9 protein-coding genes are annotated in these 14,387 nt (G+C 56.1%); 5 read left to right on the top strand and 4 right to left on the bottom strand.

Annotated features, from left to right (window positions below; genetic code table 11):
- Positions 1 to 119: 119 nt before the first annotated feature.
- The gene (locus B5D61_RS11885; protein ID WP_176159381.1) at positions 120 to 6,755 is read right to left on the bottom strand and encodes a beta strand repeat-containing protein; all 6,636 of its coding nucleotides are present in this window, start codon (positions 6,753 to 6,755) and stop codon (positions 120 to 122) included.
- A 358-nt stretch (positions 6,756 to 7,113) separates the two neighbouring features.
- Here B5D61_RS11885 and B5D61_RS11880 point away from each other — a divergent pair, with 358 nt between their 5' ends.
- The 5 genes from B5D61_RS11880 (at position 7,114) to B5D61_RS11860 (ending at position 11,467) form a co-directional block, all read left to right on the top strand.
- Complete coding sequence (locus B5D61_RS11880; RefSeq protein WP_078813614.1) at positions 7,114 to 7,752, top strand: 3-keto-disaccharide hydrolase; 639 nt, start codon at positions 7,114 to 7,116, stop codon at positions 7,750 to 7,752.
- A gap of 158 nt (positions 7,753 to 7,910) precedes the next feature.
- Positions 7,911 to 8,606: a pseudouridine synthase gene (locus tag B5D61_RS11875; RefSeq protein WP_078813613.1), complete on the top strand. Its 696-nt coding sequence runs from the start codon at positions 7,911 to 7,913 to the stop codon at positions 8,604 to 8,606.
- A 92-nt stretch (positions 8,607 to 8,698) separates the two neighbouring features.
- Positions 8,699 to 9,619 (top strand): DUF2167 domain-containing protein, encoded by a 921-nt coding sequence (locus B5D61_RS11870; RefSeq protein WP_078813612.1) that lies wholly within the window; start codon positions 8,699 to 8,701, stop codon positions 9,617 to 9,619.
- 15 nt (positions 9,620 to 9,634) lie between these two features.
- Entirely contained in the window at positions 9,635 to 10,696 is a 1,062-nt protein-coding gene (locus tag B5D61_RS11865; protein ID WP_078813611.1) for a hypothetical protein, read from the top strand.
- Positions 10,697 to 10,777: 81 nt separating this feature from the next.
- Positions 10,778 to 11,467: a pseudouridine synthase gene (locus B5D61_RS11860; protein ID WP_078813610.1), complete on the top strand. Its 690-nt coding sequence runs from the start codon at positions 10,778 to 10,780 to the stop codon at positions 11,465 to 11,467.
- A 167-nt stretch (positions 11,468 to 11,634) separates the two neighbouring features.
- Here the strand turns inward: B5D61_RS11860 and B5D61_RS11855 are convergent, their stop codons facing one another.
- The 3 genes from B5D61_RS11855 to B5D61_RS11845 are packed head-to-tail and all read right to left on the bottom strand — an operon-like array spanning position 11,635 to position 14,244.
- Complete coding sequence (locus B5D61_RS11855; RefSeq protein ID WP_078813609.1) at positions 11,635 to 12,879, bottom strand: SGNH/GDSL hydrolase family protein; 1,245 nt, start codon at positions 12,877 to 12,879, stop codon at positions 11,635 to 11,637.
- A gap of 51 nt (positions 12,880 to 12,930) precedes the next feature.
- The gene (locus B5D61_RS11850) at positions 12,931 to 13,707 is read right to left on the bottom strand and encodes a sulfite exporter TauE/SafE family protein (protein WP_078813608.1); all 777 of its coding nucleotides are present in this window, start codon (positions 13,705 to 13,707) and stop codon (positions 12,931 to 12,933) included.
- A gap of 9 nt (positions 13,708 to 13,716) precedes the next feature.
- The gene (locus B5D61_RS11845) at positions 13,717 to 14,244 is read right to left on the bottom strand and encodes a L,D-transpeptidase (RefSeq protein ID WP_176159380.1); all 528 of its coding nucleotides are present in this window, start codon (positions 14,242 to 14,244) and stop codon (positions 13,717 to 13,719) included.
- Between the last annotated feature and the right edge of the window lie 143 nt (positions 14,245 to 14,387).

Raw genomic sequence — 14,387 nt, 5'->3', positions numbered from 1 at the left:
CGGAAAAATGAAATCGGGCATTGCGACCTTAAATCGCAATGCCCTCATTCATGACTCATGAGCTATTGGAAGGAGCGTCCAGTAGCGACTGCGAGTGGACGCTTTCGAAGTCCTATGGGTTAGGGAGTTTGCAGACCGATGGTCACCTCTCCCGACTCGGGGTCCAGATCCGCAGACCGGTTGCTGTGGAAGAACCCATAGCCTGCGGGTCCGGTTAGGCCTTTCGTGACGACGACACCTTTAAAGGCGGGCTTTTTGGTCGAGGGTTGAGTCCAGTTAGGCGTGAATGTGCCCGAGAATTGCCCGTTAGTGGGGCTCACGCTCAGCGTGTAGGTCTTATCGGTGGCCGGAATTTTAGTCACTGTATTGGCAGCGACGTTGAAATTACGGACGCACACCGGGGTTACCAACTTGCCCTCATAGAACTGGAGTTCGGCATTGCCCTTGGTGGCATCGGGTGCTGACAGCGTGAGCTGAGTCGCTACCATCGAGGCGGAATCGTAAAGCGCTCCCGCGAAGCCGACCGAGATGCCTGTTGGCCAACCGCTTGTATAAAGCTGGGTCGCCACAGCTGTCGCTGTCGTACCCGTGGTTTGAGTCACTTCGGGCCGGATCCACACTAGACCCCTGCTGGAGACGTCACTGTGGGTTGCAACAGCGAAGTCAAGGCGTCCACCCAGGCTGCCGAGCAGGCTGGTCGCTCCTGGCGTTTTGAGCTGAGCGAACATCGGAGCTGCATCGGAGACCACCAACAGGGTTGAGGAGGTGAAACTCGTTCCATCAGCCAGCACACCTGTAACGCTGACGGTGCCGGTTTCCAGGAGGGTGATCATGGCGTAGCCACTGCCTTGTGGATACATTCGAGAAGCCATTGATGGCGTCTGATCAATCGCTGGAAGAGCTGCGGTGAAGTAGCCCTGGTTGTTGGCGGTGAGATCCGCACGTGTCTTACGGTTCAGAAGGCTCGAAGACACCTTGTTGGTAGCACTGTAGGCGGCGCGTTGAAGCGTTGCCCGACTGATCTTGCCTGCTTGGGTCAAGGTTGCAATGATGGTGCCATTCGCCGCATCGAAGCCCAGTTCAAGTGTGCGACCATCACTCAGATTCAGGGTAGACGTCGTTGCTGGAGTCAGACTAAATAAGGCTTGGCAATTACCGTAAAAGGTAGCACTGAAGCGATCTGTTTTACCCGAATTGACAATCTGTCCGCTGAAGGAACCTGCGGAAGTCAGCGTGCCTGTCACATAGCCGACACTAGCGATCTGGGTGGTCGCCACATCGGCAGGTGTTAGCACGCCCGCGAATACGGTCCCTTGTCCTATTGGAGCTACGAATGGATTCACAACGAAGTGAGCGACGAGGTTATTTATGTCTGCGTTTGGCATGGTTAAAATCACCTGTTTACCGCAGTTCACCGCTCCCACAGGCAAGCCGGTCCAATGGCTGAAAACCGTATTGCTCTTCGGCGTTGCTGTGAGGGTCACGACGCTTCCGGCACGCACCGTGTAAGTGCTGACGGGGGGGGCGGAGTTCAGCCGACTAAAGGCACCGCCTGTGGCCACCTTGACGCTGAGAGTCCCTGCTTCTCCAGAGGTCGCAATCTGAAGGGCGTAACGTTGGGTGAAGCTAAAGCTTCGGGATACCGTGTCGCTACAGATGCCATCATGGTCGATTGCTCTGATGTCTAAGGTATTCGGCCCGTTCACTGGAACCAAATCGAGCGACCAATTGCGCGAGAGATCGCCTGGAGTGCCGTTTAAAGAGGCCACGAGGGTAACACCATTATGAACGACTTCGACTCGGTCGATGCCAACACCTTCAGGATCGGTTACCTGACCAGTTACTGCATAGGGAGCGAGGGCTTCCAGGGTGGTGACGCGGGTGCTTGGGGTCGTGACGGTCAAAACGGGTTTCTTCGATGCTCGAACGGTCATGACGAAGCCGACAGTCGCGGTTTGTTGATCGGCTGTCGTCAGGGTCATGGTGACCGGGTGGTCGCCCAGAGTAATCAGGGTGCCTGGTGCGGGAAGTTGGGAGACCTCAGCGCCGATGAGCGCAGGATTCCAGGTCATCTGAGAGCGATAGTCAGGCATCTGAGCCTGGTCGTTGGAGTCGGCTTTGATGGTCAGGGGAGTGAAGGTGTTCGCATTCGTGACATCGAACCCGAACTTGCCCGCCTGGCCGGTGAGGTGGGTCATCTGCACCGTGCCTGCCGTCGAGCTGGCCATGCGGTAGCTGAACTGGAAGCCCGTGACGGCGATGCCGCGCAGGTCCACGCGAATCCATTTGCCCGCTTGAGGCTTGCCTACCAAGACTGCACCATTGCAGACCGCTAGGTTGTTATTCTTCAGCATTGGCTGATGACTGTAGCTGAAGGTGCCACTGTTCCATGGGAGTGAGACTTGGTTACCGTTGGCGTCCCAGTAAATGAAATTGGAGAATTCTTCATTCATTTCTGCATCTTCAAAGCTGAAGTAAATATTGGTAAGCGAATAGGGTGTGGTTGTCCCTGGCTCATAAAAGCGGAACTTCATGGTTGATGTTGAAGTGCGCGGACTGATTCCCCACGTGGCTTCTCCTCCCTTCAAGTCTAAACCATTGCCCGCCAAGCCTTGTGTCGTCAGGTGTAGGTCGAAGCGACCATTGTTCATGCCGGAATAGATGACTGGGGTAGTGGAGGTGTTAGGAATGATGGTCGTATCCATCAGGCCTGCGGCTGGGGTTGCTCCAGCGATGCCCCATTTCACAATGTCTGTGCTGGGATCAACAACGATGCTGTCGTTATCAAGGGCGGGATAGCCGGGATCTGTGATCACACTGGAGTTTCCATCCGTCTTATTGCCGAGATAGACAAGGCCTGTGCCATCGTCCTTGATGGTGCATGTGCCATTGCTGCGAGTACCACCCACATTGATAGCGGTTAGCTTGAAGGTTTCAGCCCCTTCATTGTTGGAGTCAGGTTTGACAGCAACACGCACGATCAAGAAACCTGCTTCATCGTCCAACACAGCTCCTACTTTGGGAATCGCTACATAGCTCCCTGCGGTGTAAGCAAGCCACGCTGTGCCGTCCCAATATTGCAAGGCCGTGCCGGTATCGACACCCAGTTGGGCATCACCGGCGCTGTAATTCGCGCCGGTTTCACCCAGCTCCAGCTTCACCATCTGCCCCTCAATGCCACCGACTTTAAAGACGGCATAGGGTGAGGCTTCGTTCACGGTCGGGCTCGTTACCGTCAGCGGGCGGTCGTCATCCAGGAAGATGTTAGCGGCCGTCAGGTCGCTGGCCAAGGCGGGTGTTCGGGCCGCACCGATCCAGTAGCTGCCCAACCCATCATCTCGGATCGTGCCAAGGGCGGTCTTAGACACATTGTAAGGGTTAGTCACCTTCAGTTGGAAACTGTGAGCTCCTTCGGTTTCGGTATCGGCGACAACGGTTGTGCGGACGGCCAATTCACCTTCGGTGGGAAGGGTGATCAGGCTGTCGGCAACGTAACTCTGCCAACTCGTTCCATTCCAGTATTCCAAGCTTGGACCGTAGTCCAAACTCGTCGCCGTGAGGTCCTGAAGAGAGAGTTTAACCTGTTGACCCGCAGTGCCGCGAACGATAAAAACGGCATGAGGAGAGCTTTCGTTCACCACGATGTCAGCCACAGACGGAACATCCAACACCGACAAACTCACGGTATCGAGATCTTGCAGAGCGCCTTCATCGACCGCAAGCAAGCTCAGGGTGTCGCTGCCCACGAAGCCGTTGGCCGGTGTGTAAGTGAGTGAGGCAAGGGCGGCATTGATCTGGGCCTGTGTGCCGTAGAGGGTGATGCTCGTGGTTCCGTTTTCAGAGACAAAACCCGAGCCATCGTCGGACGATTTGTAGTAGATTTTGGCGCCTCCTGCCAGCGTCAGTATTCCCTCTGCAGCATCGAAAGAGGCTCCTGTTTCATTCACCGTCAAGACTCCATTCGAGACTTGGAGGCGTAGGGCGGCCAGATTGTCATCGACATCGGAAACCGAAACGGCATGGCCCCCCGTGAAGCTCAACTGCCCGCCCGTTTCCAGAGTGGCTGAGGCCGGCCAAGTATTGACCGGTGCATCGTTGCTGCCAGTGATGGTGACACTGAGTGTTGCCGTGGCAGTCAGTCCGCCTGCATCTTTCGCTTCGTAGGTAAAGATGTCTGGAGAAGGCATAGACACACCCTCGCCCAGGGCACGCACGGCGGCATTGGTCGTATCCAAGAAGTACTTGTAGCTGCCATCGGCACCGATGCGCAACGTGCCATAGCTGCCCGTCAACTCAGCGTAGCCGCTGGCGGAAGTGCTGCCAGGTGACACGCTTGTGCCAGACCCCACACTGAGACCAGCAGCGGCACGGGAGACGGTTTTGGTATCGCCCACATCCTTATCGGTATCGTTGGACAGAACCTGACCTGAGGGATTGGAAAGTGTTGCACCGCTAGCGCTGGCCGTTGCGGTATCAGCGACAGCCACTGGCGCATCATAAGCTCCAGAAATGACGACGCTGGTGGCGGCCCAGTCCTCCATTCCTGCGATGGAGTTGCGGACCTTATATTGGAAACTGTCTGTTAGGCTATCGCCCGTCTTCAGTGCCTCCACAGTCGTGCTGGTATTGTTAACCACATACAGGTAGGCGCCACTGGCCTTGAGATAGAGATCGCCATACAGACCGGTGAGCTTCACATCGTAAGTGCTGCCGCCAGGGGCGGTGACGCTGTTGGTGCTCAGGGTAGAGATCGTGCTGGTCTGAGCGGACTTGGCAGCCGTCAAGCTCAGTGTGCCGCCATCTTTGGCAAGATCGTTGGCCAGTACACCACTGCCAGATGAGCTGGGGTTCGTTCCCGCCGTGCCGTTGGCCGTGCCTCCGGCCTCGGTGGCTGCGAGCGTGTCAGCTACTGCATCAGGATCTTGGGTGCTCGAACCCAGGACCGTCACATGCAGCACCCCGTCACTGGTTTGCGCCTCCAAGTCGGTCATGCGGTAGGTGAAGGAATCCACAACCGAGCTTCCCGCTGCAATGTCAGCATTGTTTTTGAACGGCGTGTACACGTAGCTGCCGTTGGACTGCAAAACTAAATCCCCATAACGACCTGTCAGTGTGGTGCCCAGGGGGGCCGTGAATGTCAGTGCCGTGCTCGTAAGGCCGGCAGATTGGCTGAGTGTGATGCCGTTGGTCCGGCCGCTTCCATCATAAGTCATGCCTGTCACCGTCGTGCCAGCAGTGATACCTGTGCCGGAGACGCTCATGCCCTGCACGATGGATCCCGTCAAGGTCGCCGTATCCAAGGCGATGTTTGGGCCGCTCGTCGCCGTAGCCGAAGAGACCACACCTGTGCCGCCAGCTCCTGAGCCATCGGCTTTGAGGCCAAAATACAGAGTTTCCCCGTTGCCGATTCCCGCTGGAGGCATGGAGGACAGCGTGATGCTCGGCGTCTTCGTCGCCACAGTGATCTGTGTTCCGGTCGCTGTCACCAGTGCGGCTCCACGGGTGCTGGTGCTCGTGTTGTAGCGGAAGACATAATAACCCACGTTCACGTTGGATGAGGTTCCTGAGAATGTCAGCACGGGAGCGGAATTGGTGGTGCCAGTTGCCGTAGCGACCAGTCCGCTCAGAGCCAGAGATTCTCCATTGCGATCCACATCAGTATCATTCGGCAGGACGTTGCCTTGTGCTTTATACCCCTGAGGATCAGTGCCATCATAAGCGGTAGCATCGGTGCGCAGAGACTCTTTGGCAAAAGCGTGGTCAGCGACAGCGACAGGGGTGTCATTGGCTCCCTGAATCGTCACCGTCAGGGAGGTGGCGGATTTTTTTCCTCGTTCGTCGGTGATGGTGTAGGTGAAGACGTCTTGCAAGCGGTTGCTGGACAAGCGCAGTGCTTGGACCGCGGCGTGAGAGTCATTGATTTGATACGTATAAGTACCTGCCGCATTGACGTTCAACGTGCCATACAAACCGGAAGCACTCGCGTTGCCGGAGGCAGGCACCGCGGTCGCAAGAGTCGTTGCTGCCGTGTTGATCACCGAAGTCACTTTGAGACCTCCCACAGTTTCAACCAACACGGGCGGCACGGCGCTATTATCGAAGGAGTAGGCGATTGCTGCCCCACTGTCATTGGTCAGCAGAGTGCCGGTCGCATTGAATCCAGGTATCGCATTGTTCAGGCCGCCAGCTTCGACTGCCGTGCCGGTATCCGGGTTGGCTACGGGGGAGGCTACGGAGGGCAGCAGGCTATTGAAGTAGGCTGCTACAGGATCACTGCTCGTTTTGATCGTCTGGCCGGTGGTAAAGGTGCCGGAGATATTGATTAGCAACGTCTGGCTTGGGACGTTCCGCACGGCCGGATCACCTGGGACTGGATACACATAAAATTGGCAGGCAATCACATGGCCCCCCACTTTGACCAACCTTGTCACTTCGCCAAAGTAGGAGCTGAGAACCTGATTGCTCGCATTAACCGAGTAGAGCCGACCACGAACGTTGTTGCCCGAGAACCAGACGTCGTCGGCCGGATCTGAAACAAAAAGCACCTTTTGCCCAGTGACAGGCAAGCCGAGGGCCATCGTGTTGGATTCAAGATCCTGGTTGCCTGAGACGAGAAATGCTTGCTGCGGAAACTGTAAGGAAGCCGCCTGAAGTTTGGCAGACACCCAAGGGAACAGTAACAGGAAGCCCAAACTCAGCGCACCCAGTGGGGTTGCTGAAAAGCCGAAGCGGCGATTAGTGGAGCAGGTGAACATAGGGGGTTTTGATGAAGAACTCTTTGCGGTTACATTGTCGGTTAGGTTCCTCAGCGAAAAAGACCCGCATTTGGGGGGCATTAGCGACAATTTTGATATTTTCCAGAATTCGGGTATCGTGTTCTTTATGCAGAATACAATGACTGCCGTTACCTTCATATCCTCGTCCCTGGCGCGCTCCCCGCAGCCATGAGGGTTCTTGATTCAGCGTTTTCCTACCAGTTAGAGCTGACTTTGGTTCAGGTCTGGTCTTGGCGAATCAGACAACGGGAGGGGCTATGGACCAGTGCTAACTGGAATATCCTGATCTGATCAGACTTGGCACGGGTAGCCTGCCCGCTCATAGTGAGCTTCCGCCATGAAAAAGCCGTTTCTCCTTCTTGCCCTTCTCTCAGTTTTCACTCTCACCCAAGCACCGGCCGAAGAGGGCTTCGTGCCTTTGTTTGATGGCAAAACCATGGATGGATGGAAGAATCCTTATCAGTGGGGTCACATCGAAGTGGTGGACGGCGAGATTCACCTGACCGGCGAAAAGAAGTTCTTCGTCGTCACCGAGAAAACTTATTCCGACTTCATCTTTGAAGGCGAAGTGAAATTACCTGAAGGCCAAGCCAATAGCGGCTTCATGTTCCGCGCCCATGTGCAGCCGAATAAGGTCTTTGGTTATCAAGCCGAGGTGGATGGGAATGCGGACCGGAAATGGTCCGGTGGGCTCTATGATGAAGGTCGTCGCATGTGGTTCATCAGCCCTATCAAAGGGGACAAAGAAAGCGAAGCCGCCTTCCGTGCTCGTGCAGGCGATGCCTTCAAGCGCAATGACTGGAACACCTATCGCATCACTTGCCAAGGCAATAAGCTGAAGATCGAGGTCAACGGTGTGGTGACCACCGACGTGGAAGATGATAAAGACGCCAGTGGTGTCATCGCCATCCAACACCACGGTGAAAAGGGAGCGACCTACAAGTTCCGCAATCTGCGCATCAAGGAACTGAAATAGGCATCAAGACAAGTCCTCTTGACCCGGATCGCGGGAGCCTTTGCCAGGGGTAAATGTAGCTTGGCTTTTCTTTCCTGGCCGCTTTGCGGTGTCGTAGAGTTGAGTTCGTAGCGTCTGCGAATCCGCCGGAGGTGAGAGTCCGGGATCCCAAACGTGTGATGAAACTGGACCGTTTTCTCGCCAAACAATCTTCCATGGGACGCTCAGCTGCGCATCGGCTGATTGCGGCTGGGAGGGTGTGTGTGGATGGTGAGGTCTGTCGAGACAATCAACGTGAGGTGGATCGATTCACTCGCATCGAGCTCAATGATGGCACCGTGATGCAACAGCCTGAGCGGGCCTTGTATCTCATGATGCATAAACCCGCAGGCATTCTCAGTGCGACGACGGATCCCGTGCATCCGACCGTGTTGGATCTCATTGACGATCCGGATAAACAGACGCTGCATATTGCGGGGCGTTTGGATCGAAGCACAACAGGGCTCGTGCTTCTGACCAATGATGGGCGCTGGTCCAAACGCTTGATGGAGCCGCATCTGCATGTGCCCAAGACCTACCTTGTCGATACGGCGGAAGACATCCTCCCCGAAGCTGTGGAGGCCTTTGCCAAAGGGTTTTATTTTCACACCGAAGACATCACGACCTTGCCCGCTCTGTTGGAGATTTTAGCACCGCGACAGGCGCGATTGACCCTCCATGAGGGGCGGTATCATCAGGTGAAACGCATGTTTCATCGGGTGCAGAATCGAGTCATGACCTTGCATCGAGAAAGCATTGGCCGCTTGCACCTGCCAGATGAGTTAGCTCCCGGTCAGTGGCGCTTTCTGACTCCTCAAGAAGTGGCGTTCTTTTAGTCGTTCACTGAGTTCAAGGATTTGAAGTTATCGGCTTGACGTCCCTGATTCTTGCAGGGTAGTCTCCGCCGCTCTCTTAACTAGGAGGTCCTATGTCAAACCTACGCATTCTCACATTGGCGGGTCTCCTCGTGGGCCTGATGATCCCTTCGGTCCTAGCGCAAGAAGCCGCCGCGACAGCGGAATCGGCTCCATCACCCGAGGAGCAGGAAGCCCAGAGGAAAGCGTTCCTGGATAAAATCGAATCCTTCGGCTGGAAGCGTGAAGGGAAAGGACAGCTTGGCTCCATGGCCGAGGTGCAGATTCCTAAAGACTGGCGCTTCACCGATGGTAACGGCACTCGCGAGCTTTTGAAGCTGTATGGCAACTTGGTGGGTGACACTGAACTGGGCATGCTGACTACTGAAGGCGAAGGACCCTGGGTCATCTTCGAATTCGAGGACTCCGGTTATGTGAAGGATGACGAGAAGGACCAACTGAATGCGGACGAAATGCTCGCAACCCTGCGGGAAATCCAAGATGCAGGCAATGAACGGCGGCGTGAAATGGGGCTGGGAGAGCTGCAACTTCTCGGCTGGGCCGTCGCTCCTCGCTTCAATGACCAGACCAAGAACCTGGAGTGGGCGATCCGTGTGGGCTCCGCCAACGGGGAGTCGATTAATTACAGCACTCGTCTGCTCGGTCGCCATGGGGTGATGAAAGTGGACCTGGTCTGCACGCCCGAGGAATTGACAGCGCTCATGACGCCTTACCAAAGCATCATCTCCGGTTACCAATACCTGACGGGCAATAGCTATGCAGAGTTTCGTGAAGGTGACAAAGTGGCGAAATATGGCCTTACCGCCTTGGTCGCTGGCGGTGCTGCGGTGGCGGCTGGAAAGATGGGGCTTTTCGCGAAGCTGGGGGGTATCTTCGCCAAAATGGGCAAAGCGGTTATTCTGGTTGTTGTGGCCGTCGGGGCTGCCATCAAAGGCTTGTTCGGCAAGTTGTTCGGTAAGCGCGAACAGATTTGATGGGATCCTTCGATCATGACAGACGGTCAGTCGCTGTTGCTTCTCTTTGTCGCGCTTTATCTCATTGAGAGCCTGCGCTGGCTGCCTGCCCGAAGCCATGTGCTGATTGGCAGTGGTAAACGTTGGCGTCAGCAGCGGCCCTTTCATGCGATTGAATGGGCTGGGGCATGCCCATCGCTGCTCGGCGTGGTGCCGCCGATGGAAGATCATTGGCTGACCTTGCCCTGGCAGCTCATCCCAGCCGAAGCTGGGGTGGAGGTCCATGGAGATGAACGCCGACCTCGGCTGGTGAACTGGGAAAGCCTCCAGCCACGGGTTGATGGGAAAAAGCTGATCTTGGCCCCCGGCTGTTCCGTGCGTTGGTTGAGCGAGGATCAGGCCCGAGAAGCCCAACAGCGATTGGTTACTTGGAAACAGCAAACCCAAGCGCAAAGGGAAGCCGACTTTTTGAGTCTTGCTCAGGAGTCGCTCCAGCAGTCTCCACTCACCGATGGTATCGATCAGCTTTCTCGCCAGACGAAGTGGCTGAAGAGACTTGGAAGCGTGATCTTTGTTTGGACCTTTATGGTCATGGTCGTGTTGTATCGGTGGCTCGGTGACGGCCTCGAGATCTTATGGGCTGCGGCTGTGTTACTTGGACTACAGATTAGCCAAGCCGCTCTTTTCGTCCGTCAGGCCAAGGCGGTGCCTCATCGGGTCTGGAAAGCGCTGGCGATAGCTCTTTTGCCTCAGCATGCCATGCGTGCCGCCGATCTCTTAGCAGATCTGCCACCTACACATGCTCGATGGGTACATCCCTTGGCCGCACGGTCTTTGATTGGCGATGAAGCCTGGCAAAAACTCGCCCGGCACTTTTGGAAGATCGCCCGGCATCGTCCGAGTGCCACGGCCGATCTTCAATGCCAAGCTTTAGAGGTGTATTTCCAAGCTCAGGGGATAGCGATTCACGAGTTGGAAATCGTTCCCCAACAGGAGTCCGGCACAGCAGCGTATTGTCCGAATTGCCAAGCCCAGTTTCAATCGGGAGCAACGCAATGCTTAGACTGCGGCGGAGTCGAATTGCGACCTTTTGAATGAAGGTCTCGTTAGGAGCGCAAGTGGCTTTGATCCCTGAGCGAGCGGGAGTTGCACTCGAGGTGCGGGTGGCTAGCGTGTGAGGTGCCTCGGCTTGATCAACTTCTCTCTTCTCTCGGTTATGGCTCACGCAAACAGGTGGCTGACATCGTCAAAGCGGGTCGTGTCGCGTTGGATGGCATCGTACTAAAAAAGTCGGATCAAAAAGTGGAGGCGGATCAAGTCACCTTGGATGGGCAGCCTCTCGAAGCACCTCATGGTTTGCTGGCCATGCTGCATAAGCCTCTGGGTTATGTCTGCACCCACAGCGATGGGGAAGGGCCGACGATCTATGAGCTGCTGCCTCCACAGTGGATGAACCGTAAGCCTTCGGTGACCAGCATTGGTCGGCTGGATAAGGACACCAGCGGGCTGCTTCTCATCACGGATCTCGGCCCTCTCGTGCATCGTTACACCTCGCCCCGGGCCGAGGTGAAGAAAATCTATGAAGTGACGGTGGATCACGCGTTGGAGGATTCTCTCATTGAGACGTTCGCTTCCGGGGAAGTCATGCTTCGTGGAGAAGATAGACCCTGTCTGCCCGCCAAGCTCGACATCACGGGATCACATACCGCATCGCTCACGCTGATGGAGGGGCGTTATCATCAGGTCCGGCGGATGTTTGCCAGTCAGGGCTGGCATGTCGAGAAACTGCACCGCCGCCAGTTTGGGGACTATCAGTTGGGAACCTTGGAAGTGGGCCGATGGCAGATGCTGGATACGCCTGAGGTATGAGTGATGTGGCCTGGCTTCACTAATGACCGTGTGGGGCCGTAATTGTAGATTCGAACATCGCGGTTAGGAGTGGTCGCGCTCCGACAACGCATTCATCCGACAAGATAAAAGGCTCGGTCGCTAAATAACGAGCCGAGCCTTGGTTGGACTTGGAATGTGGGTCAGAACTACTCCACGGAGATGGTGTGGTTCACGGCCTTGAGGCGCTTGCGTACATTGGCTTCATACAGGTCGTGTTTGACCATGAGTTTCTTCTTTAGCACGGTGAGTGCGTTGGTGAATTCGGCATCGCCTTCAGCTTCTTTTCCCAGGGTGCGGAAGTGGGTGATCATGTTTTTGATCATCGTGGTTTCAAAGCTCTGCTTGGAGCCGATGGCGCCGATCAAATCATTGAAGGCCGCATCGAAAGGTGTCTGGGAGAATTCGGCGGCGAGATTGATCCCGGCTTCCAATTGGGCCTTGGTGAACTCCTGGCTTTGGCTGCCCCAGGTGACTTTGGCTTTGTCCTTGTCCAAGCCCTTGACCACGAGCGTGAGGCGATTCAGGTCTTGATTGAAACTGGTGAAGGGGAGGATGCTGCGATTGCTGGACGAGGCTTTGGGATCGGCATCGAAGCAGAAGGGCCAGGTGGTGCTGGAGAGTGTGATGCTGCCGGGAGCCTGGGTGATGATCTCGTGGCCTTGGCTTGCGGTCGATTGTCCCTTCAGATCAAGGGTGATTTCACCGATCTTGCCATCCAGCTTTAGGGCTTTGAGAAAGGCCTGCGCCATGAGTAGGTGGCCATTGGGGCCTGGGTGGAAACCATCGGGACCACAGACGTCGTAGTTCTCTCCCATCACTGGTTTGGCCTTGCTCATGGCTTCGATCATGGTGTCATGCACATTGGCGAAACTTTGGTTAGACTCACCAGCCAGTTTCTTGGCGATGTCGCGAAGGTGAGCGAGGTTGTCGTTGTAGATGGCAGGTTCGAAGCGGGTGAAAAACTTCGTGTCCACAGCCCCGGGAGAACCGACGGCGATGTTGGAGACGCCGATCTCTTTCAATCCATCGAGCACGAGGCGCATGTTTTTCTCATACTCAGCGCCGATGGCATCGGTGTAGGCGGTATAGCTGCCGTCATTCATGCCATAGCAGGTGGTGGCGACGGTGGGGTTGAAGACGCTGAGGTCGTTTTTCAGCCGTGCGGCAAAACCACTGGCGCGCTCGCCACTCCAGCCGAATTGAAAGACCTGGATGTCCGTGCGCCCTGTGCAAGCCAGGAGGTAAGCCTCGATGTATTTGGAATAGAGTTTCTGCTCCGTGATGCTGTCCCCAATGACGGCCACGCGGGCATTGGCGGGGATGAGGCTCTCAGCTTGAGAGATCGCTGTAACAGCGAGGATGAGGGAGACGAAGAGGCTGCGAATGATCATGGTGGGGCCGGATAGCACCACAAAGCTGTCGTGGGGTCAACTCTCGTCTGCTCACCCTCGGATCAACCACATCGCCGCGATGAGGGTCAGGATGAAAAGCGTCCATTCGAAAGGCTTTTGCGGGATGCGTTTCAGGATCTGCCAGCCAAGCAGAATGCCGATGACGACACCGGGGAGGAGGACCAGATTGGTCGCCAGAGACTTGGGATTGATGATGCCGAGATCGGCCGAGAAGGGGACCTTGAAGAGATTGATGAAAAGGAAGTAGCGGCTGAAGGTGCCCAGATGATCCTTTTTCTCCAGGCGTTGGGAGAGAAGATAGACGGTCATCACAGGACCAGCGGCGTTGGCCAGCATGGTGACGACCCCCGCGCAGATGCCCATGAGCCAGGCAAAACCCCGGTGTTGGGTGAGCACCTCCAGTGTGCCCTTGCTGGCATCCAGCACCAGCTTAAATCCGAGCAGGCCGATGATGAGCCAGCCGATGACCGTGCGGGCGGCCACATTGTCGATCTCCCCCAGCAGGAAATACCCGATGACCACGCCGAGGATGGCGGGAGGGACCATGGGCCAGATGCGCCGCCAGGAGCCACCGTGCCGGTTCAGGTAATAGCCCATGAAGTCCGCGACAATCAGCAGCGGTAGAACGAGACCGACAGAGGCTTTAGCGCCAAAGGCCTGGGCCATCAGCACGACATTCAGGGTGGCGGTGCCGGAGAGTCCGCTTTTAGACAACCCGATGCACACCGCCGCAGCGCTGGCCATCAGCAGGATCGTGGGATCTCCTGTAAAAAGGGTGTGTTGCTGTAACCAGTCGGGGATGCTCAAGCGGACAAATTAAGGAACAATCGTCACACGGGTGCCGCTGGGTGCAACCTCAAAAATCCGCTCGGCCATATCGTAAGGCAGGCGGATGCAACCATGAGAGGCCGGGGAGCCAGGATGAGGGATGGGGCCGGCATGCATGCCGACACCGTAGTTAGTCAGGCGCATCCAGTAGGGCATCTTAGCACCCAGGAATTTACCGCCTGAGGGCACCCCATGGACTCCAGCGGTCGCATTACTGCGCACGGTGTTACCGTTGGCATCGACGATGCTGCCATACTTGTTCGAGCGTTTGTTCACCACTTTCTCCGTAATGACAAAGGTGCCTGTCGGCGTGCGGAAGCCACTGCGGCCAGTTGCTACGTAACTCCAGCCGATGTTTTCACTGTTTTGGAAGATGTAGGCCTTTTGTTCGCTCAGGTCGATCGTGACTCGGACAGGGCCTGGTTCACCGCTGCCATGCCAAACATACAGGGGACTGTTGGAGGAGTCAGCTGGCTGAACGACCAAAGGCTTACGAATCACTTCCTGGCGAATCATTGACAGAGGAAGCTGGCAGGAGCTGAGAATGCAGCCCGTCAAAAGGGCAAAAGAAAATCGTATCGCATTCATGGTGCAGTGACCTTAGCAAAAAAGTCACATTTGCAACCCGGCACACCTAGGAGAAGGCAATCTATTGGCAG

It is taken from the genome of Prosthecobacter debontii (genome assembly GCF_900167535.1).
GTDB lineage: Bacteria > Verrucomicrobiota > Verrucomicrobiia > Verrucomicrobiales > Verrucomicrobiaceae > Prosthecobacter > Prosthecobacter debontii.
Note: the sequence above shows the minus strand (reverse complement) of the source record. Positions and strands in the feature narration are given on the sequence as shown.